The 20797-nt window shown below is 67.7% G+C and carries 13 protein-coding genes and 3 pseudogenes; 9 read left to right on the top strand and 7 right to left on the bottom strand.

Annotated features, from left to right (window positions below):
- The first annotated feature begins 524 nt into the window (after positions 1–524).
- A complete protein-coding gene (locus tag ACWESM_RS16635; RefSeq protein WP_397278182.1) occupies positions 525–5054 on the top strand; it encodes a HAMP domain-containing protein in 4530 nt (1509 codons plus the stop codon).
- Complete coding sequence (locus tag ACWESM_RS16640; RefSeq protein WP_452492446.1) at positions 5054–7435, top strand: SpoIIE family protein phosphatase; 2382 nt, start codon at positions 5054–5056, stop codon at positions 7433–7435. Before ACWESM_RS16635 ends, ACWESM_RS16640 begins: the two co-directional genes overlap by 1 nt.
- Positions 7436–7663: 228 nt before the next feature.
- Here the strand turns inward: ACWESM_RS16640 and ACWESM_RS16645 are convergent, their stop codons facing one another.
- Complete coding sequence (locus tag ACWESM_RS16645; RefSeq protein ID WP_397278186.1) at positions 7664–8611, bottom strand: anti-sigma factor RsbA family regulatory protein; 948 nt, start codon at positions 8609–8611, stop codon at positions 7664–7666.
- On the bottom strand, positions 8608–8955 hold the full coding sequence (locus ACWESM_RS16650) for an STAS domain-containing protein (RefSeq protein WP_356964031.1): 348 nt from the start codon (positions 8953–8955) through the stop codon (positions 8608–8610). Before ACWESM_RS16650 ends, ACWESM_RS16645 begins: the two co-directional genes overlap by 4 nt.
- Positions 8956–9054: 99 nt before the next feature.
- Here ACWESM_RS16650 and ACWESM_RS16655 point away from each other — a divergent pair.
- Positions 9055–9249, top strand: a pseudogene (locus tag ACWESM_RS16655) (IS256 family transposase); the annotation flags it as partial.
- A gap of 144 nt (positions 9250–9393) precedes the next feature.
- Here the strand turns inward: ACWESM_RS16655 and ACWESM_RS16660 are convergent.
- A complete protein-coding gene (locus ACWESM_RS16660) occupies positions 9394–10431 on the bottom strand; it encodes a PfkB family carbohydrate kinase (RefSeq protein ID WP_452492447.1) in 1038 nt (345 codons plus the stop codon).
- Positions 10428–10972: pseudogene (locus ACWESM_RS16665) on the bottom strand (bifunctional 4-hydroxy-2-oxoglutarate aldolase/2-dehydro-3-deoxy-phosphogluconate aldolase). The gene ACWESM_RS16660 and the pseudogene ACWESM_RS16665 overlap by 4 nt, the downstream one beginning before the upstream one ends.
- Here ACWESM_RS16665 and ACWESM_RS16670 point away from each other — a divergent pair.
- On the top strand, positions 10926–11324 hold the full coding sequence (locus ACWESM_RS16670; protein WP_452492449.1) for a TSUP family transporter: 399 nt from the start codon (positions 10926–10928) through the stop codon (positions 11322–11324). The pseudogene ACWESM_RS16665 and the gene ACWESM_RS16670 overlap by 47 nt on opposite strands.
- A gap of 208 nt (positions 11325–11532) precedes the next feature.
- Here the strand turns inward: ACWESM_RS16670 and ACWESM_RS16675 are convergent, their stop codons facing one another.
- A complete protein-coding gene (locus ACWESM_RS16675; protein ID WP_452492451.1) occupies positions 11533–11679 on the bottom strand; it encodes a hypothetical protein in 147 nt (48 codons plus the stop codon).
- Positions 11680–11957: 278 nt separating this feature from the next.
- Here ACWESM_RS16675 and ACWESM_RS16680 point away from each other — a divergent pair.
- The 3 genes and pseudogenes from ACWESM_RS16680 to ACWESM_RS16690 form a co-directional block, all read left to right on the top strand.
- Positions 11958–12017, top strand: a pseudogene (locus ACWESM_RS16680) (hypothetical protein); the annotation flags it as partial.
- Positions 12018–12086: 69 nt separating this feature from the next.
- Positions 12087–12698 carry a hypothetical protein gene (locus tag ACWESM_RS16685; RefSeq protein WP_355079577.1) on the top strand — a complete coding sequence of 204 codons (612 nt, stop codon included), beginning with the start codon at positions 12087–12089 and terminating at the stop codon, positions 12696–12698.
- Positions 12699–12712: 14 nt separating this feature from the next.
- Positions 12713–14971, top strand: coding sequence for a heavy metal translocating P-type ATPase (locus tag ACWESM_RS16690; protein WP_452492453.1), 2259 nt, complete (start codon positions 12713–12715; stop codon positions 14969–14971).
- A 39-nt stretch (positions 14972–15010) separates the two neighbouring features.
- On the opposite strand, the gene ACWESM_RS16695 is transcribed toward ACWESM_RS16690, so the two are convergent.
- Positions 15011–16921 (bottom strand): cytochrome c oxidase assembly protein, encoded by a 1911-nt coding sequence (locus ACWESM_RS16695; RefSeq protein WP_452492455.1) that lies wholly within the window; start codon positions 16919–16921, stop codon positions 15011–15013.
- 346 nt (positions 16922–17267) lie between these two features.
- Here ACWESM_RS16695 and ACWESM_RS16700 point away from each other — a divergent pair, with 346 nt between their 5' ends.
- Together ACWESM_RS16700 and ACWESM_RS16705 are read left to right on the top strand one after the other, a co-directional pair.
- Complete coding sequence (locus tag ACWESM_RS16700; protein ID WP_452492456.1) at positions 17268–18446, top strand: MFS transporter; 1179 nt, start codon at positions 17268–17270, stop codon at positions 18444–18446.
- Positions 18447–18597: 151 nt separating this feature from the next.
- Positions 18598–19614, top strand: coding sequence for a hypothetical protein (locus ACWESM_RS16705; RefSeq protein ID WP_452492458.1), 1017 nt, complete (start codon positions 18598–18600; stop codon positions 19612–19614).
- 7 nt (positions 19615–19621) lie between these two features.
- Here the strand turns inward: ACWESM_RS16705 and ACWESM_RS16710 are convergent, their stop codons facing one another.
- Entirely contained in the window at positions 19622–20797 is a 1176-nt protein-coding gene (locus tag ACWESM_RS16710; protein WP_364425507.1) for an acyl-CoA dehydrogenase family protein, read from the bottom strand.

A 20797-nucleotide genomic window follows, 5' to 3' on the forward strand; every position in this document is an offset into this window, starting at 1 on the left:
CAGCGCCACAGACTTGGCCGAAATCGCCACCCGCACAGCTCCACCCATCGCCACCCATGCCCGGCGGAGGTTCCTGAAGTCGGGTGAGCGGCAAAAGCCCTGACACCAGTCTTAAGTAGCCGCTGTGCGCGCTGAGCGAAGCGGTCACGGGGCGGTGCCCGGCCCCCAACTCAGCTGGATTGAACGAGCCTTGGCGAAGGTCCCTCTCTCGACCGATCTCGCATGCTTACCATTGGCGACTTCCGTCCCCTTGCATGCCGCGCACGCATCACAGCCGCATGGCTGGATGCAGCGCTCCTTTCGCGTGCCGAACCTGATGGCCATGCTGCTGCGGGCTGGGCCGTTGGGCCCTTCCAAATCGGTTCCGCGAAACCGGACGCCGGGCATCGCGTCTCGTGAATGATAGTTTCAAAGCGATATGCGCGGGTGTCTCTGTGTTCAGCAGCCAGCACAGCACCGCTGGTCGGCGATCCCGTCGTGCGCGGCATCGCGTCCGAATGGGGTGGGGCAGAGCGAGGATGAGCATGACAGACACGGCGGCACCTGCCCGCACCGCATCGAGGCAGGCTGTCACGGCCGCGGATCAGGTCGAGTTGCGCCAGCTACTGGCCGGATTGACAGCCGTGCGCGACGGCGATTTCGGCACCCGGTTGCCGACGGACGCCGACGGGTTGCTCGGCGAGATCGCGACGGTGTTCAACGGCATGGTGGACCAGCTGTCGCTGTTCACCTCGGAAGTCACCCGGGTCGCGCGCGAGGTCGGCACGGACGGGCGGCTGGGTGGTCAAGCCGAGGTGCCCGGCGTGTCCGGCACCTGGAAGGACCTCACCGACTCGGTGAACGCGATGGCGGGCAACCTCACCAGCCAGGTGCGCGACATCGCCCAGGTCGCGACCGCGGTGGCGCGGGGCGACCTGTCCCAGAAGATCGACGTGGACGCACGCGGTGAGATCCTCGAGCTGAAGAACACGGTCAACACGATGGTGGACCAGCTGTCCGCGTTCGCGGACGAGGTCACCCGCGTCGCGCGCGAAGTAGGTTCGGAGGGCCGGCTCGGCGGTCAGGCGGAGGTGCCCGGCGTCGGTGGCGTGTGGCGCGACCTCACCGCTTCGGTGAACTTCATGGCGGGCAACCTGACCGACCAGGTCCGCAACATCGCGCAGGTGACGACCGCGGTGGCGCGAGGCGACTTGAGCCAGAAGATCACAGTGAGCGCCCGTGGCGAGATCCTCGAGCTGAAGAACACCATCAACACGATGGTCGATCAGCTGTCGTCCTTCGCCGACGAGGTCACGCGGGTATCGCGCGAGGTGGGCACCGAGGGCATCCTCGGTGGCCAGGCGGATGTGAAGGGCGTCTCCGGCACCTGGCGCGACCTCACCGACTCGGTGAACTTCATGGCGGGCAACCTGACCGCGCAGGTGCGTTCGATCGCTCAGGTGGCAACCGCGGTGGCGCAGGGTGATCTGTCGCAAAAGATCAGAGTGGACGCCCGTGGCGAGATCCTGGAGCTGAAGAGCACCATCAACACGATGGTCGATCAGCTCTCGGCGTTCGCCGACGAGGTCACCCGCGTGGCCCGCGAGGTCGGCACCGAGGGCAGGCTGGGCGGGCAGGCGGACGTGAAGGGCGTCTCAGGTACCTGGAAGGACCTCACCGAGTCGGTCAACGTCATGGGCGACAACCTCACCGCGCAGGTGCGTTCGATCGCCCAGGTCACCACCGCGGTGGCCCGTGGCGATCTGAGTCAGAAGATCAGGGTGGACGCCCGCGGCGAGATCCTGGAGCTGAAAGAGACCATCAACACGATGGTCGATCAGCTCTCGGCATTCGCCGACGAGGTCACCCGCGTGGCCCGCGAGGTCGGCACCGAGGGCAATCTCGGTGGCCAGGCGACTGTGCGGGGCGTGTCGGGCACGTGGAAGGACCTGACCGACAACGTCAACGTGATGGCGTCGAACCTGACCGGCCAGGTGCGTTCGATCGCTCAGGTCGCCACGGCGGTGGCGCGCGGTGATCTGAGTCAGAAGATCACCGTGGAGGCGAAGGGCGAGGTCGCGGCGCTTGCCGGGGTGATCAACACGATGGTCGACACGCTGTCCGCGTTCGCCGACGAGGTCACTCGCGTCGCCCGCGAGGTCGGCACCGAGGGCATGCTCGGCGGCCAGGCACGCGTGCCGAATGTGGCGGGCACGTGGAAGGACTTGACCGACAACGTCAACTCCATGGCGAACAATCTGACCAACCAGGTCCGCAACATCGCCCAGGTCACCACCGCGGTCGCGCAAGGCGATCTGACCCGCAAGATCGACGTGGACGCGCGCGGCGAGATCCTCGAGTTGAAGACCACGATCAACACGATGGTCGACCAGCTGTCCGCGTTCGCGGCCGAGGTCACCCGCGTCGCCCGCGAGGTGGGATCGGAGGGGCGGCTGGGTGGCCAGGCCGAGGTCGAGGGCGTCTCGGGCACATGGAAACGGCTGACCGAGAACGTCAACGAGCTGGCGGGCAACCTGACCCGCCAGGTCCGCGCGATCGCCGCGGTCACCAGCGCCGTCGCCGAGGGCGACCTGACCCGCTCCATCACCGTGGAGGCCTCCGGTGAGGTCGCGGAGTTGAAGGACAACATCAACGCGATGGTGGAGTCGCTGCGCGAGACCACCAAGGCCAACCAGGATCAGGACTGGCTGAAGACCAATCTCGCTCGTATCTCCGGTCTCATGCAGGGTCAACGCGACCTGCACGTGGTGGCCGGGCTGATCATGGACGAGCTGGTGCCGTTGGTTTCCGCGCAGTTCGGCGCGTTCTACCTCGCCGACGACAGCGACGAGCGGCCGGAGCTGCGGCTGATCAGCTCCTATGGCAGCCCGGAGGAACCGGGCAGCCCTTCGCGGTTCGCCTTCGGCCAGTCCCTGGTAGGCCAGGCCGCACGCAGTCGCCGCACGATCGCGGTGGAGAATGTGCCCGGCGATTACGTCACCATCTCCTCCGGGCTCGGGCAGACCGCACCGGTCAACCTGCTCATGTTGCCGATCGTGGTGGAGGAACAGGTCCTCGGCGTGATCGAGCTGGCTTCCGTGCACCGCTTCACCCGCATCCACGGGGATTTCCTCGACCAGCTGATGGAAACCGTCGGCGTCAACGTCAACACCATCATCGCCAACGCCCGCACCGACGAGCTACTGGTCGAATCCCAGCGCCTGACCACCGAACTGCAAGCCCGTTCCGAGGAATTGCAAGTGCAGCAGGAGGAACTGCAGCGATCCAACGCCGAGCTGGAGGACAAGGCGGCACTGCTGGCCATGCAGAACCGCGACATCGAAGCCAAGAACCTTCAGATCGAGCAGGCGCGGCAGGAACTCGAGACCCGTGCCCAAGAACTCGCGCTCGCGTCGAAGTACAAATCGGAATTCTTGGCCAACATGAGCCATGAGCTGCGCACCCCGCTCAACAGTCTGCTCATCCTCGCCCAGCTGCTGGCCCAGAACCCGAGCCGCAATCTCACGCCCAAGCAGGTGGAGTACGCGGGCATCATCCACTCGGCGGGCTCGGATCTGCTCCAGCTGATCAACGACATCCTCGACCTGTCCAAGGTGGAGGCGGGCAAGATGGACCTCACGCCCGAACGCGTGTCGTTGCGTCAGTTGCTGGACTACTTCGAGGCCACCTTCCGGCCGATGACCACCCAGAAGAGTCTGCGCTTCCGCGTCACGACCGCACCCGGCCTGCCGTCGGACCTGCTCACCGACGACTCGCGGCTGCGGCAGGTGCTGCGGAACCTGCTGTCCAACGCGGTCAAGTTCACCGAGACCGGGTCGGTACAGCTGCGGATCGAACCGGCGGAGGCGAGCGAGTTGCCCGCCGCAGTGCGCCAGCACGGCCCGGCCGTCGCGTTCCGGGTGATCGACACCGGGATCGGCATCGCCGAACACCAGCTCGAGTCGATCTTCGGCGCCTTCCAGCAGGCCGACGGCACCACCAGCCGCAAGTACGGCGGCACCGGCCTGGGTCTGTCGATCAGCCGGGAGATCGCCTACCTGCTCGGCGGCGCCATCAGCGCCGAAAGCACGCTGGGCGAGGGCAGCACGTTCACCCTCTACCTCCCGGTCGCGCGGCCGGACTTCCAGGAGGCGCCGCCTCGCGAGCGGGACGACACGCAGCAGGCCGACAGTCGGCCGGAGCGCACCCCTGCTCCCACACCTCAACAGCACCGCAGGCTCCTGGTCGTCGAGGAGCGCCCGCAAGGCCTGCTGTCGCTGGTCGCGCAGAGCGCTGTCGCCGAACTGGCCGACAGCAACGACCCGCGTGGTCCGGTTCAGGTCGTCACTACGGTGGGGGTGGAAGAGGCGGTGGCGGCGATGGCCGCCGAAGCGTTCCATTGCGTCGTGCTCGAGCTGGACTTGCCCGACGGCGCCGCGCTGCGGTTCCTGGAGACGATGGACGGGGACGTCGCATTGAGAAGCGTCCCAGTACTGGTTCACAACCGCCGGCTCGACGCCGAGCAGGAACGCATGCTGCAACATCGCGCCACAAGCCAGCCGCTGGAGCTGCTGTCCAGCCTGGACGATCTGCGGGAGCGGATCGCGCTGCACGTCACCGCCGAGGCACCCGGCGACTTGCTGCCCTTGGTCCGTCGCGAAGACGCATCCGCCCCGGCGCCACAGCGGCCGGACGGCAAGCTCGCCGGCCGCACGGTGCTCATCATCGACGACGACGCCCGCAACCTCTTCGCGCTCAGCAGCATCCTCGAACTGCACGGCATGAGCGTTCTACACGCGGAGGACGGGCGGGAGGGCATCGACAAGCTCATCGCCCACCCGGAGACGGACCTGGTCCTGATGGACGTGATGATGCCCGAGATGGACGGCTACACCGCGACGGCGACGATCCGCGAGATGCCACGGTACGAGAGCCTGCCGATCATCGCCGTGACAGCCAAGGCGATGCTGGGCGACCGCGAGAAGAGCCTCGCCTCCGGAGCCAACGACTACGTCACCAAACCGGTCGACGCGGACGCCTTGATCGCGTGCATCCAGCACTGGCTGGATGCCTGATGACCGACCTGGACAACCCCTACACCGAGGCCGGCGCGGCAGCTGACGCTTCCTCGCCCGTTGGCCCCGCGGTCCACCGCCTCGCGGCCACCGTAGAGCGGCTGCGTGCGCAAATCCAACAGGCCCAGGCCACCGCCGACGGACGCGCGCTGATCGAGATGGCCAAAGGCGTTCTGGTCGAACGGCTGCACTGCGGGCCCGCGCAGGCGGCACGGCAACTCGAGGCCCTCGCCGAGCGAGCGGGCATCACACCGCTCGAGTTGGCCGCCGAACTGGTCGACCAGTCGGCCCAGGACAAGGTCAGCGCGGTGGTGGGCGAGTTCTTGCTGCGCGCCGCCTCACCGGGAGAGCCATCCGCGGCCGTGCGCTTGCGTACGGCCGAAAGCGGGCTGCTTGCAGCCGGTGACAGTCAACGTGTCGCGGAGTCCGTGCTGGAGCACGCTCTGACGCCGCTGGGCGCCACCGCCGTGGCGATCTGGTCCGCAGGCGCCGACGCGTCGCTGACCCTGTCCGGTTTCGCCGGCATCGGCCCCCACGAGGCCGAGCGCTGGCGATACGTGCCGCCCGGTGTGGTGACTCCGGCCCGGCAGGCGCTGATGGAGCGCAACGCGGTATGGATCGATGACCTGAACCGGGCCGGGCCGCCGTCCATCGGTGACCGCGAGGGCGGCAGGGCGGCGATTCCGGCGGGCGCGGGGGGCAAGCTGCTCGGCGTCCTCGAGGTGTGCTGGCCGCAACCGCTCGAACCACAGCCGCCCCAGGTGCTCCGGCAGTTGGAGGCACTGGCCGAGCTGTGCGCACACACCTTGGAGGCGGACCTCGCCGCCGTGCGGGCGCCGGACCGCCCCGGTGTCGCGGATCTCGTGCGACTCGCGGACGGCCTTTTCGACCCGGCGCTCGTGCTGCTGCCCCACCTCGGCGAGGACGGCGCGCTCGCCGACTTCCGCATCCACCACGTCAACAGTTGCTTCGTCGACCCGGCCGGGCGTCCGCGCGGTCTGGTCAACGGCGCGTTGCTGCTCGAGGCGTACCCGATGGCGGCGAGTGACGGGCAGCTGTTCGAGCGGATCGAGCACGTCTTCGCCACCGGCGAGACCTACCGTGCCGACCGAATGATGCTGACCGAACTGGTCGGCCAAGTGCCGCTGACCGTCTCGACCGCCCTCAGCGTCAGCCGCCACGGCGACACCGTGCTGCTGGTATGGCGGGTGGAGGACGAGACGGCGCGGCTGGCGGCGCTGCTGCAGCACGCACAGCGCCTCGGCCGCGTCGGCGGGTTCGAAGAGAACGCCGCAAGCGGCGAGATCACCTGGAGCAGTCAACTTTTCGCTCTCTACGGGCTCGCGCCCACCGCGGAGCCGATCCCGCTCGCGCAACTGCCGGGGCACGTCCACGACGACGACGTGAATGCCGTCGACCGGTTCCTGCGGACCTTGCTGCGCTACCGCCGCTCGGCTTCCACGGCCTTCCGGTTGATCCGGTCGGACGGCGTGACCCGGCATATCCGGATCGTCGCCGAGCCGGTCCTGGAGGCAGGTCACCTGGCCGCCATCCGCGGCGCCTATCAGGACATCTCCGCGCAGCACTGGACCGAGGTCGCGCTGTCCGCGACACGCGACCGGCTGGCGCACAGCGAGCAGCACGCCGCCGAACAGAGCCAGCTGGCCCGGCAGCTCCAGCAGGCGATCATGCCGGACGCGCAGCCGTCCATCGAGGCGTTCGGTCTGCGCATAGCGGTGCGATACCGGCCCGCCGAGCAGGAATACACCGTCGGCGGAGACTGGTACGACGCGGTCGTGCTGCCTTCCAAGCAGATCCTGGTGTCCGTCGGCGACATCACCGGCCACGGCGTCAAGGCAGCCACAGGCATGGTGGTGCTCCGCAACGCCCTGCGTGGCCTCGCCGCCACCGGCGCAGGTCCAGGGCAGATGCTGACGTGGCTGAACCTGGTGGCCCACCACCTGACCGACAACATCTTCGCCACCGCCATCTGCGGGCTCTACGACCCACAGACCCGCGTCCTGCGCTGGGCCCGCGCGGGCCACCTGCCGCCGGTGCTGGTGCGCGCAGGCCAGGCGTCCAGCTTGCCCCTGCTCCAAGGGATGCTCCTCGGAGCTGTGGCGGAGACGACGTTCGAGGAAGCCGAACTGCAACTGGAGCCGGACGACACTCTCCTGCTCTACACCGATGGGCTGATCGAGCGCCGAGACCGGCTGCTGGACGACTGCATCGAACGGTTGCTCGTGAGGTCGGCACAGCTCAGCGGAACCCTGGACGAGCGCCTGGACGAATTGCTCGACGGCAGCGATGCCGATACCGACGACGACACGTGCGTGGTGGGTATTCAAGTGGGGCCGGGTCAAGACTCCCCGGGCAGCTGAGACCGGCCGACCGAGGACGCCGGTGCGAGTCCGGTACGAACTCGGCACGCGGCGACGGTGGAAAGTTCTGCCTCCGAGACCTTTCGCGAGGCCGAAAGTGCAGTGAACTCGTCACGGGCCGGTCCGCCGACCGCCCTTGCGCGCTCCGGCTCGCAGAGCGGCTGGGGCGTCGGCGCGCCGCAAGGTGCTGGTGCGCACGGACGGTGCCGCCGGGTGCAGAGCGCGGTGCTAAGGCGAATCGCGATCCAAGTCGAAGTGGAGCTGGATGGTGGTGCCGTGCGGGGTGGTGTGGATTCGGACGAGGTCGGTGAGCTGGTTGACCATCAGCAGCCCGCGGCCGCCTGGGCGATAGGACTGTGCGGGCAGGCGGCCCGCGAGGCGATTCGTGATGTGTCCTTGATCGCTGATCTGGTAGCGGATCTCGTTCTGCTCGGCCCACATCGTGAGCCTGCCGTGCCCACCGCCGTGGACGACCGAGTTGGTGGTGGTCTCCGCGATCACCAGTTCGAGATCGATCTCGCGGTGCTCGGGCATGCCGGCGTCGCGGGCGTAATCGATGGCCAGGCGCCGGATGTGGGGCAGCGACGTCGCGTCGAAGGCTACGGTTGCGGAGGCCGCGGGCGGGGAGGGCAGTTCTCTGTTGTAGAAGTCGACGATGTGGTCGGGGTTGTAGGCGCTGCTCGTTCGCCGGCCCGCGTGATCGATGAGCACAGGGTGGGTAGCGTGCGCGTCGTTCAAGACCTGGGTCGAAAGACGCTCGGTGTCATAGGGACACAGGATGCTCACTTCCCGCCCGGTGAATGCCGCGTTGATCAGAGCCTCGTGCTGAACGCAGGCTGGATACTCCAGCGACGAGCGTCCGGCCCAGATCGGTTCGCCGATGATTCGCACGCGTCCGGCGGGGTACTTGTCGGCGAAGGCGCGAAGCACGCCGGGAATGATGCGGCCCGGGTTGCGGCCTTCGACAGTCATGTCCATCAGCTGGACCGAGGCGGCGTCGGAGCCCAGTGCAGTGCGCAGAAGCGACAGATTGGGACCGGGGACCGCCACCGCGACCGGTTCGCCGTTCTCGAGTCCTTGGCGGATGAAGCCGAGGGTGCCCGCGAGGTACTCCGCCGTGTCGCGGTAGAACAGCGCGGGGTGCACGAATGGGTCGGTAACGCCAGGCAAGCTCATGTGTGCACTACCTCGATCGTCTGTAGAGAGGGCCAGAACACCGCGAGTACCCGAAGCATCATCGCCGGGGGCCGATGTACCACGATTCGCCGAACCTCCGAGGATCGGGTGGCGGCTTCTACCAAAATCGAGGTTCCGTAAGTGTCGATGAACGTAAGGCCGGACAGGTCCAAGTGGACGTCGTGGTCCCTGGCAGTCAGTTCCGAGACAGCCTCGCGCCAGGTTTCGCGGGTGGTGAAGTCGACCGAGCCTGCGCATCGCAGGCCAGGGGGACTGCAGATCCGAGACGTCCGAAGCGTCGAGGGACCCGGGGCAGCCCGACTGAGCCGGAGCGCGGGATCCACTGGCTCACCGACCTCCCATCGGCCATCACGAACAGGACGCGCAGGATCTTACGCTTGCGTTCGCAGCCGCCGGTCGCGGGCTCGAGCGCGGATTGGCCGCGCTACCGGCGCGCGATCAAAGCCCGAGGCCACTTCCCGACCGAGCAAGCCGCGCTGAAGTGCCTGTATCCGGTCACCCGATCACTCGACCCGACCGGCGCCGGTCGGGCACGAAGGACGATGCGCTGGAAGCCCGCGGTCAACGCGTTCGCGATCACCTTCGCCGACCGCTGGCCCGACGTCCAAACCTATTGATAGAGATCGCCGCAAACACCCTTAGCGAAGCAGTCCCCGGCCAGAAGCAGGGCCACCTCAGTGTCGCGATGTAGTGCTTCGAAATTTCGTGGTTGCCAGCGTATTTGGAGTTTGTCACCGCGTCTCGGTGGTCAACCATCGCGGTCAGCGTGTGACGTGGGCTGATCCGTTTTCGATGAGTGCTTCGACCTCGGCGAGCGTGGCCATGGAGACGTCCCCTGGTGTCGTCATGACGAGGGCGCCGTGGGCCGTGCCGTAGGCGAGAGCGCGTTCGATCGAGGCGCCGGTGAGCAGACCGTGGATCAGTCCGGCGGCGAAGCCATCGCCGGAACCGACGCGGTCCAGAACATGCAGGCCGCGCATCCAGGGGCCCGAAACGAAGCCGGTCTCGGCGGACCAAGCAGCCGAGGACCAGTCGTTGACATCGGCCGAGTGGACCTCGCGCAGCGTCGTCGCCACGACCGACGCGTTGGGGGCCCGGCCCGCCGCCTCCACCAGCGCGTCCGGTATCTCCTCGGCACCGACACGCACATCACCCGGGCGGGTGCCGGCCAGCCCCAGGGCACCCACGACGACGTCGGCGTGCCGGGCCAGTCGCAGGTCGACCTCGCGGGCCCTGTCCGCGCCGCCTCTGTCGGCCCAGATGCTGGCGCGGTAGTTGGGGTCGTAGGACACGGTGACCCCGTGGCGGCGGGCGGCCGTCATGGCCTCCTCGGCGACATCGACGGTGGTTTCGGAGAGGCCGGCGAAGATGCCGCCGGTGTGGAACCAGCGCGGGCCTGCCGCGAAGACGGCGTCCCAGTTGAAATCACCCTTGCGCAGCTGACTGATGGCGGTGTGTGCGCGGTCGCTGACGCCGAGCGCGCCACGGATGCCGTAGCCGCGTTCGACGAAGTTCAGCCCGTTGCGGGCGGTGCGGCCGAAGCCGTCGCCCGGCATCCAACGGATCAGCGAGGTATCGACTCCGCCCTGGAGTATCAGGTCCTCGACCAGTCGGCCGACGGCGTTGTCGGCGAGGGCGGTGACGATCGCGGTGCGCAGTCCGAAGCAGCGGCGCAGGCCTCGTACGACGTTGTACTCACCGCCGCCCTCCCAGACCTGGAAGGTGCGGGCGGTGCGGATGCGGCCCTCGCCCGGGTCGAAGCGCAGCATCACCTCGCCCAGGGCCATGACGTCGGTCACGGCGTGCTCCGATCGACAGCCTCGGCAGTCAGCCGGCGAATTTCCTCGTAGTCGCCCCGCTCCAGGTGCGTTACGGTCGCCATCCAGCTGCCGCCGACGGCAAGGACCGCGGGGTCGGCGAGGTAGGAAGCCAGGTGGCGCTCTTCGATCCCGCCGGTCGGAATGAATCGGGCCTGCGGGAAGGGCGCCGCCAGTGCCCGCAGCGTTCGCAATCCGCCGAGTGGTTCGGCGGGAAAGAGCTTGACGGTGTGGCAGCCTGCCCGCAGGGCGCGCATCAGCTCGGTGGCGGTGGCATGCCCGGCACCACGGGCACACTCAGCTCCTGGCACCGTGCTACGACCTCCTCGTCGTAGCCGGGCGAGACGACGAAGCGGGCTCCGGCGGCCACGGCCCGTTCCGCCTGATCCGGGGTGAATATGGTGCCCGCGCCGACTCTCAGGCCGCCGTGAGCCGCCATCGTCTCGAGTACCTGCTCCGCGCCCGGGGTGCGGAAGGTGACTTCGGCGCACCGGGCGCCGCCCGCCGCGAGCGCGTCGGCCAAGCGGTGGGTCGGCGTCGTCGGCGGAATCTACGGCATCGGCGGCGGATCGCTGCTGAGCCCGATCCTGGCCGGACGCGGCGTCCCCTTGGCCGAACTCGCACCGGCGGCGCTGACCTCCACACTGATCACCTCGATCGCGGGCGCGGCCACCTACGCCGGCATCGCCGTCGCCACCGGCGGCACCGACATAGCCCCGGACTGGATCGTCGGCCTTGGCTGCGGCATCGGCGGGCTGGCCGGCGGATACCTCGGCGCACACCTGCAACCCCGGCTACCGGAAACCGCACTGCGCTTCACCCTCGGCGGCGTGGCCATCGCGACCGCCGCCCTCTACACGACCCAAGCACTCTGACCCATCACTCGGGGACCAAATGCTCAGCCACCGGGCTCGCTGTTGGTGCCATCCCATATTCGACCTGCTCGTATGCCCCTGGAAGGGGTTCCGGACTCACCGAGAATCCAACGAAGTTCGGGATATGCCCTGGTAGAGGGTGATCACGGACCGGCACCCGACGCTCGCCGGCCCAGCCATTGACAGTTGTGAAGAGGTCGCAGCGGCTTCATACCACTCCGCCCACAGGCGGCGGCCCGATCACCGAGCCGAGCCGGTCCAGCATTTCCTCGATGTTCACGTCCACTCCCATCAGCCGTCCGTTCTCGATGGAGGCTGTCCACCTCCAGAGTTGGAAGCACGGGGTCGGCGTCACCCGGCCCACCATCTACCGCCACGTGAACAAGAAGGGTTCGTGTTCCGGCTTTTCAGGCGGGTCGGTCAGCACGATTACACCGCATCCGACGACGCGCCAGGGCATGAGACCGGCTTCATGCGCTACCGCCTCACCGACGAAACGATCTACCAACTCTTGCCCTGGATCGGCGCCACACACGCCTCCGAGCCGAGTCCACTCTGAGGCTGCGGTTTCCCGCGGAACGGTAATCGCGGCCTTCGGGGAACTCGAGTGTCGGAGTGGACGACAATCTGCACGTGGAGTGCGAAGTTTGCCGGACAGCACTGTCGGCTCGGATCGACGGTGAGCCCGAAGCCGTCCCCTCGACGCGGGTGGATGAGCACCTGGAGCAGTGCCGAGAGTGCTGTTCCTGGTACCTCACGGCCGTGGAGGTTTCGAAGCTCGTGCGCGGGAGCCGGTCGCGCGCACCCGACCTCACCGACGTGATCTATGCCGCAGCCGAACTGCAACGGCCGAGGCGATCGGTCTCCTCGACATTGCGCGCAATCGTGCCGAGTTCGCGGGTCGAGCTGACGAGACTGCTGCTCGGCGCGCTCGGTGTCGTGCAGGTCGCCCTCGCACTGGCCCAAATCGCAGGCCTCGACTTCGGAATGAGCCACCACGGTGCCGAAATGACTCGCCACCTGCTCAACGAGAGCACCGCGTGGAACCTGGCCATCGGGGTCGGACTGCTCGCCTGTGCGATACGTCCATCGGCGGCCGCGGGAATACTGCCCGTGCTCGCCGCAGTCGTCGCCGTACTCAGCGCCTTCGTTGTCGCCGACCTGCATTCCGGCGTGGTGCCACTGCCGCGCGTCGCGTCGCACGGCGTACTGGTCGTCGCGCTCGCACTGGTCACCATCGTCCACCGCACGCGACGACCTGACACCTCTCCTCCGGTCGGCGACCGCGCACCCACTGAATTCGTCCTGCCCACAGGCGCCCGACTGGGCAGACGCGCAGATCATCTCCGCTCGACCCAAGATCCCGCCGCATAATAAGAGGGACTCACATGACCATCGAGCTCGACTCGACAACCCACGCGCCCAACCGGATCTCTCTCGCCGTCACCGGAATGAGCTGCGCCGCATGCGCGAACAGAGTCGAACGCAGGCTGAACAAAGTCGACGGCGTCACCGCATCGGTGAACTACGCGACCGGAGTCGCCACGATCGATGCCGCCGACCATGTCACCGCCGAAGACCTTTGCGCAGAAGTCGACGCCGCGGGATACGGCGCGTCACCCATCATCGACCACACCGAGGCGATCAGCGCCACCCCCGAGGACGCCGAGGTCAAGGACCTCCTGCGCCGCCTCGTGGTCGCCCTGATGGCGTTCTTCCCTCTGGCCGACCTGTCGGTGATGTTCGCGACTCTGCCGTCCACCAGAATTCCCGGCTGGCAGTTCATCCTCACCGCGCTGGCCCTGCCCGTCGTGCTATGGTCGGCGGCGCCGTTCCACCGGCGCGCGTTCACGGGCGCGAAAGTCGGCGCCGCGAGCATGGACACCCTGGTCTCGGTCGGCGTACTCACCGCCACCCTGTGGTCGCTGGACACGATGTATCTGCACCCATCCCGGACCGGAACCGCGCCGGACGGAGTGTGGGCTGCGATCTGGGCCAGCGACGCCATCTATCTCGAAGTCGCCGCGGGCGTCACCGCGTTCGTTCTCGCGGGGCGATACTTCGAGGCGAAGGCGAAGCGCTCGGCGGGCAGCGCCTTGCGGGCACTGGCCGCACTCGGCGCCCGCGAGGTCACTGTGCTGACCCGCGACGAGCGCGAGATGCGCATTCCGATAAGCGAACTCGTGGAGGGGCAGCGATTCGTGGTACGGCCAGGTGAGACGATCGCCACTGATGGACTGGTCGTGTCGGGCGAATCCAGCATCGACGCCTCCGCCATGACCGGCGAATCCCTTCCGGTCGACATCACGCCGGGTATGGCGGTGATCGGCGGCACCACCGCGCTGACCGGGCGGCTGATCGTCGAGGCCGCCGCGGTCGGTGCCGACACCAAACTCTCGGGCATGATCCGGCTCGTCGAGCAGGCTCAGACCGGTAAGGCGCGCATGCAGCGCGTGGCCGACCGTGTGTCATCGGTCTTCGTGCCATGCGTATTCCTGCTCGCAGGCGTGACCTTCGGCGTGTGGTGGATGACCGGGAGCGGAGGTGAGCGTGCGGCCGCGGCAGCGCTGGCGGTGTTGGTCGTCGCCTGTCCGTGCGCGCTGGGCCTGGCCATACCCACCGCGCTGCTGGTGGCATCCGGCCGTGGTGCGCAGCTGGGCATCTTCATCAAGGGTCATCCAGCGCTGGAAGCGACTCGCGACGTCGACACCGTGGTGCTCGATAAAACCGGCACCCTCACCCACGGGGTGATGAGCGTCGTCGCCGTAACCGTCGAGGGCACGCGCACCGACGGCGAGGTGCTGCGTTTGGCCGGGGCCGTGGAATCGGCCTCCGAACATGCGGTCGCGGCCGCGATCACCCGGCATGCACGACAAATCCACGACACCCTGCCTACGATCGAATCCTTCGAGGCACTACCGGGACTGGGTGCACGCGGCATCGTCGAAGGTGCGCAAGTGCACGTGGGAAGGCTCCGTCTCTTTCACCAACAGCGCATCGACGTGCCCCGGGCCTTACTGCGGGAGCTCCGCCGTCAGGAACGAGTCGGCCGCACCGTTGTGCTGGTCGGGGTGGACCGGGTCGCCGTTGCGCTCGTCGCGGTGGCCGACACCGTGAAAGACAGCGCGGCTCCTGCTGTCGCCCGACTGCGTCGACTCGGTCTGCGCGTGTTCATGTTCACCGGCGACAACGCGTATGCCGCGCAGTCCGTCGCCGACGAGATCGGCATCGACGAGGTGGTGGCCGAGCTACTGCCCGAAGGCAAGGTCGAGCTGATCGCACAGATGCAGGAGCGCGGACATCGAGTCGCCATGATCGGCGACGGCATCAATGACGGCGCGGCGCTGGCCACCGCGGACCTCGGCATGGCGATCGGCGCGGGCACCGATGTCGCGATCGCCGCCGCCGATGTCATCCTGGTGCGCGAAGACCTCGCCGCGGCCACCGACGCGATCGAGCTGGCGCACGCGACTTTGCGCACCATCAAAGGGAACTTGTTTTGGGCCTTCGGCTACAACATCGTCGCCATCCCGGTGGCCGCGCTGGGTTTGCTGAACCCCCTGATCGCGGGCGCGGCGATGGCTTTTTCGTCGTTCTTCGTCGTCTCCAACAGCCTGCGCCTGCGCCGAGCGCGGCTGGGCGGGTGATCGGGTACCGGGCATCTTGGTCAAACGGCTCGGGCAAGATCACCTACGGCTGCGTGCCAGCTGCTCCAGCATCGCGTTGTAAGCGGCGAGGTCGGAATCGCCGTACTCGTCGTCCTTGCGGTCGGTGCGCACCGCGGTGCGCCGATCCTGGGCCGCCCACTGCGTCAGCAACGCGCCCACCACCAGCAGAATCGGGACCTCACCGGACACCCAGGCAATGCCGCCCCCGGCGTGCTGATCCGCCAGCAGATCGATCGTCCACGGCAACTGGAGATTGCCGTAGAACCGCTGGCCCACAACGGAATTCATCGACATGATCGCGATGCCGAAGAACGCGTGGAACGGCATCACCGCGAACAGCATCCCCAGCCGCCCCAGATGAGGCAGTCTGCGCGGACCCGGATCGATGCCGATGATGCCCCAGTAGAACAGGTACCCGACGATCAGAAAGTGGACGTTCATCAGAACGTGGCCCCAGTGGTAGCGGGTCAGGTTCTCGAACAGCGTCGTGAAATACAGCCCGTACAAGGAGACCACGAACAGCGCGATCGCTGTGCCGGGGTAAGCCAGGACAGCGGTCGGCTTGGCATGCAACAGCGCCAGCACCCACTCGCGCGGCCCGTGCACCGCGCCCCGCGCCGCCGACGGAAGAGCTCGCAGCAACAGCGTCACCGGCGCGCCGAGCACAAGAAGCACCGGGACGAACATGTTCAAAGCCATATGCGTGATCATGTGCATGCTGAACATCGCGAGACCGTAGGTGCCGATGCCCGAGGACGTGGCGATCAGTAGCGCTAGACAACCACCCATCCATGACAGAGTGCGCCATCGCGACCAGCGGTCCCCACGACGACGCAGACGCCACACGCCGAGGACATACGCCACAACCGCGACCGACGCCGCCGTCCCGAGCACGAAATCGAAACGCCACGACGCCAGCAGCCGCCACAAGGCGGGCCGATCCGTCAGTTCGAAACCGAGGAACACCTCCTGCGCGGTGAACGACCGGTCGGCGAACGCGGGCGCCGGTTGCACCGCCATCGCCACCAGTACACTCAGCACCACTGCGGAAAGCGCTGCGCTACAGGCGTTTACGAATACATTCCCATCATCCGGCACCCGGGTGCGGTAAGAGCGCCACAGCGTCCACCCCGCCGCCATGAGCCCCAATCCCGCGAACAGTGCCAACCGTCCGTATCCGGTCGTGAGCACACACGACCACGGTAACAGCACGAGTACGAGCACCAGCCCGCCGGCCGCCGCGGTCACCGTGCACAGCATCCCGATGACCACGGCGCGCCGAACTGCGACCGCCGTGTCCGAACCACCGCGCCGCAGCTGCTCGGCCACACACCAGAACAACCCCGGCCCCACCGACACCGCGACCTGGAAGAGGATCATCGCGCCCGTGCCGTAATCGTGGTTCGGCCCTTCACCCGCGTTGCCGACCAACGCGGGCGGCAGCACGCCCACAGCCGCCACCAACGTCAGCAAGACGACCCCGCTCCAGGACAACGTCAGCCGTGCACCGAGACTCACCACAGCGGCCAGCGCGGCGACGACAACCCATGCCTTGGGTTTCTCGCTCGCATCGAGTAACGCTCCGAGCGCGCCCGCGCGCACCAGGCCCGACAGGCTCAACCCACCGACATCCGCTGCTGTGACCGGTATCAATACCAGCGCCGAGACGAACCAGACCAGGCCGGCACGCTCGGCCAGCCGCAAGCCCGCATAGCCGTCGACCAGGATCCGCCCCTGTGCGGAGACCCGCGTACAGCACACCGCGTAGACCAGAGAACCGAGCGCCACCGCGCCCGCGAGCGCGGCCACCGTCCGCAACAGCGCGTAGCCCAACGCGGACGCAAGCCCGGGATACGTCGTGCCGGCCGCGCGGTAAGGAACCTCACCCATCGCCAGCACGGCGCCGGTGACGAGCGTCAGCGACACCACCACCGCGACGATCCCAATGCAACGGACATCTCCGCGATTCACGTCCACCGTTGGATCCACCCGACCTCCGACCAGAAAGTACTGCCCTCCAGAGGAAACAGCTCGCGCATAGTGGTCGGATCGCACCGACGGAAAGTTCCCGACATCGGTGGACCGGACGCCACCGCGTCGCCGACGCTTCCGATCGGTAGGGCCGGGCTCCGCTACTCGCCTGCTGGCGGAACCGAACCCGCACGCCGCGCGACTATCTGACCTCAGGGCCGCTGATGGGCGGCGTGGCATGGCTGGGAGGACGGCAGTGCAGACACACCCCGCGGTTGGACGGGACCGGCTGACGACAGCCTCGGTGACCGGCGTACTGACAGCAGCCATGGCCTTCTCCATGCTGCAATTGTTCGTCCTCGGCGCGCTGGGCCCGCGCCTCGTTCCGGATCTCGGGATGTCCACCACCGCATTGGGATTGACGACGACCATGGGCTTCGGAACAGCCGCGCTGCTGTCGCCGCTGGCCGGTAGCGCGGTGGATCTGCTCGGTCCACGACGATGCCTGATCGCGCTGCTGCTGACCGTCAGTGCGGCCCTCGGCGCCATCGCCGCCGCACCGGCCTACGGCGTCCTCCTCGCCGCGGTGGCCCTGGGCGGCGTGCCGCAGGCACTGGCCAACCCCGCAACGAACAAAGCGATCCTGGCTGCAATCCCGCCGACCTATCGCGCAGGGGTGACCGGCGCCAAACAATCCGGTGTCCAACTCGGCGCCATCGCCGCTGGATTGCCGCTCACCGCGCTGGCCGCTTCGGCGGGCTGGCGTACTGCGGTGTGGACGGCGGCGGGTATCGCGCTGCTAGTAGCGCTGTGGGTGTGGCGTACCCTGCCCGCCGACCCGTCGCGACAGCATCACGGCACGTCCAGCTCGGGCATCGGTGACAAGCCGCAACCACGCGGGAACGACGGCATCGTGTACTGGCTGGCCGTGTACTCCCTGTTTTTGGGAGCCGCCATGGCATCGATCAACACTTACTTGGCGCTGTTCGGCGAACGACGGCTCGGCCTCGGCGCTGCGGCAGCGGGGACCCTGGTGGCCGTGCTCGGCGTAGCGGGCATCGCAGGTCGCATCGGCTGGGCACGTGTGGCGGGGAACCCGCGCGCGGCAGTCGTCCTGCCCGCCGGATTGGCGTTCGGATCCGGCATCGCGGCGCTGCTGCTGGCCGCCTCCGCCCTGATGACCGGGGTGGTGTGGATCGCGGTGATTGCCGTCGGCTTCTTCGGCATGGCGGGCAACGCGGTGTCCATGGTGTTGGTGATCCAGCGCTCGGCCCCTGGACGAGCCGGACGCAACTCGGCATTGGTGTCGGCGGGGTTCTTCGCCGGATTCGCGATTGGCCCGCCGTTTTTCGGCACCGTGGTGCCCTCGATCGGATACAGCAACAGCTGGCTGATGGTCGCGGTGGAATTCGCTGTCGCGGCGGCAGTCGCGGCGTTGTGGGCAGTGCGCGATCGTGAGGCCCGCGTCGAGGAGCGGGCGTGAGGAATATGCATGACAAGCGCCGCTGTGAATGCACGAAACGTGCGCCGCGACAGCAGTTTTCATTACGTACAGTTCAACAGCTGCATACGACGGAATGGTGCGGGGGCGCAACATGGTGACGGATTGGGCGTGCGAGGCATTCGATGCCCTCATGAACCGCGTATCGAGCACACAAGCCGCTGTGGGCACCCGGTTTCCGCTCTACGCCGACAGCATTTCCGGCGAATGGACAACCACCTCCCGCGGATCCTGGACCGGCGGCTTCTGGGCAGGCCTGCTGTGGCTGCGCGCATCAGCTAGCGGTCGGCACGAGCATCGCAACGCCGCCGCAGAGACGACACAACGCCTGGCCGACTGGGTGACATCGGACACTTCCACCCGCGGGTTGATTCTCTGGTACGGAACAGCCCTGGCAACCAGGCGCGGGGAAGACTCCCGCGCCTCAGCGCTCCGCGAGAGTGCCGCACGCCAGTGCCGTTCGGACTTCGATCACAATCTCCGTGTACTGCCATGGGGTTCAGCGTTCGGTGGCCCACGCCTCCTCGCTCGCGTGGACGGAATTCCCGGCCTAGTACCACTTCTGGCCACAGACAAAGACCCCCGCGGCGCGGATATCGCCCGCGAACATCTCTCAACACACCTGCACCTCTGGCGGACAACACCGATCGGCACCCCGGCATGGGCCTGGTCGGATGGCACATGGCTTCCCTCGCCGCAACCGCAGCGAGGATGGAGCCGAGGCAGGGCCTGGCTCCTGCTCGCACTGGCCGACGCATGCCGGTACCTGTCCCCGGAATTCCTCTTCGATGCCTGTGCACTCCTCGATGCCGATCAACTCCTGGTACCAACCGCCGAAAACCATCCTGACGCGCCACCAGACACCTCGGCCGCCGCGATCGAGGCGGTAGCGCTGCTGAAACTTGCTGCAGCACAAACGCGTACAGCACGGTCCGCAGCGATGCGGCTGCGAGCCACCGAGATCACGCGACGGCTTGCCACGGACTTCATGAGCGGTCCCGGCGCGCCGCAACCCGGGGGCAGGCTGGGTGGCGGATGCTACGACTTCGGCCGCGGGCTTGCCACCAACCACGAGCTGATCTGGGGCAATTTCTTCTTCGCCGCGGCTCTGGCCATACAGACCGGGTTGATCGCTCCTTTCGACACCTGACGCGGCCTCAGCGCAACACCGACCTGGCCACGGAGGTGATATGCAGTTCGTCCGGACCATCCAGCAAGCGCGCCATCCGCCCCATTCGCAGCAGTCCCGGCAGCGCGGTATCCGGTCCCAGCCCGGCAGCCCCGTACACCTGGATCGCGGAATCAGCCACTTGTTGCAGCGTCCGCGCCGCGGCCACCTTCGCCAAACCGGATTCCACGCGAGCGTCATGACCTGCGTCGAGGAGCGCGGCCGCCTTGTGCACGAGCGGCCGGGTGCTCCGGATGGCCAACAGCGACTCGAAAACATGCTGCTGCACCAGCTGGCGTTCGGCCAGCGTTCCCGATGACTGACCGCGCGTGCGAGCTCGCTCGCACATCAGGTCATAGGCCCGCTGCGCCTGGCCGAGCCAGCGCAGGCAGCGCAACGTCCGGCCGAGCTGCAACCGCTGCCGCGCGATCGGCAACGCACGTCCCCGCTCGCCGATTAGATGGTCTTTCGGCAGCCGCACCTCGTCCAGGGCGATCTCCCACTGCCCACCAACGCCGAGGACCGGCAGCTCACGCACGAGCCGGAAGCCCGGAGCGTCCGTCGGCACCAGCAGCAACGACAGCCCATCCCGGTCCGACGCCCGCCCGTCGGTGCGAGCCAGCACCGTGATCACATCGGCGTCCTGGGCGCCGCTGACGAACCATTTGCGACCGGACAGCACCCACGAACCGTCCGGAGCCTCCGTCGCTCGGGTGGCCGTCAACGTCGGATCGGTGCCTGGTGTGTCGGGTTCGGTCATCGCGTACGCCGCATGCAGTTCCCCGGAAACCAGTCGCCCCAGGTAGGTCTCCCGAACGCGGTCACCGGCATGACGCTGCAACATCCGCACATCCAACAGCGAGGCCGAGCCGAGCACCGCAGGCCCGTGGTCACTGGCGCCTTCGGCCTCGGCCAAGCACACGTACTCGGCGAACGAAAGTCCCCGACCACCAAGTTCCCTCGGCAGCGGCAACCCCCACAGCCCTTCCGCCCGCGCGGCGTCGGCCAACTGCGAACGGGCTGCCGCAGCATCCGGGCCACCTGTGTCCAGCAGGATCTCTTGTGGCATCACTCGTTTCGCCACAAAGGCTTCCACACGCTCACGCAGCGACGTGCCGTCGATCGCGGCGGCGGACATACGGGTGTCGGATGCATACGGGTCCAT

The organism is Nocardia sp. NPDC003999 (assembly GCF_053604885.1).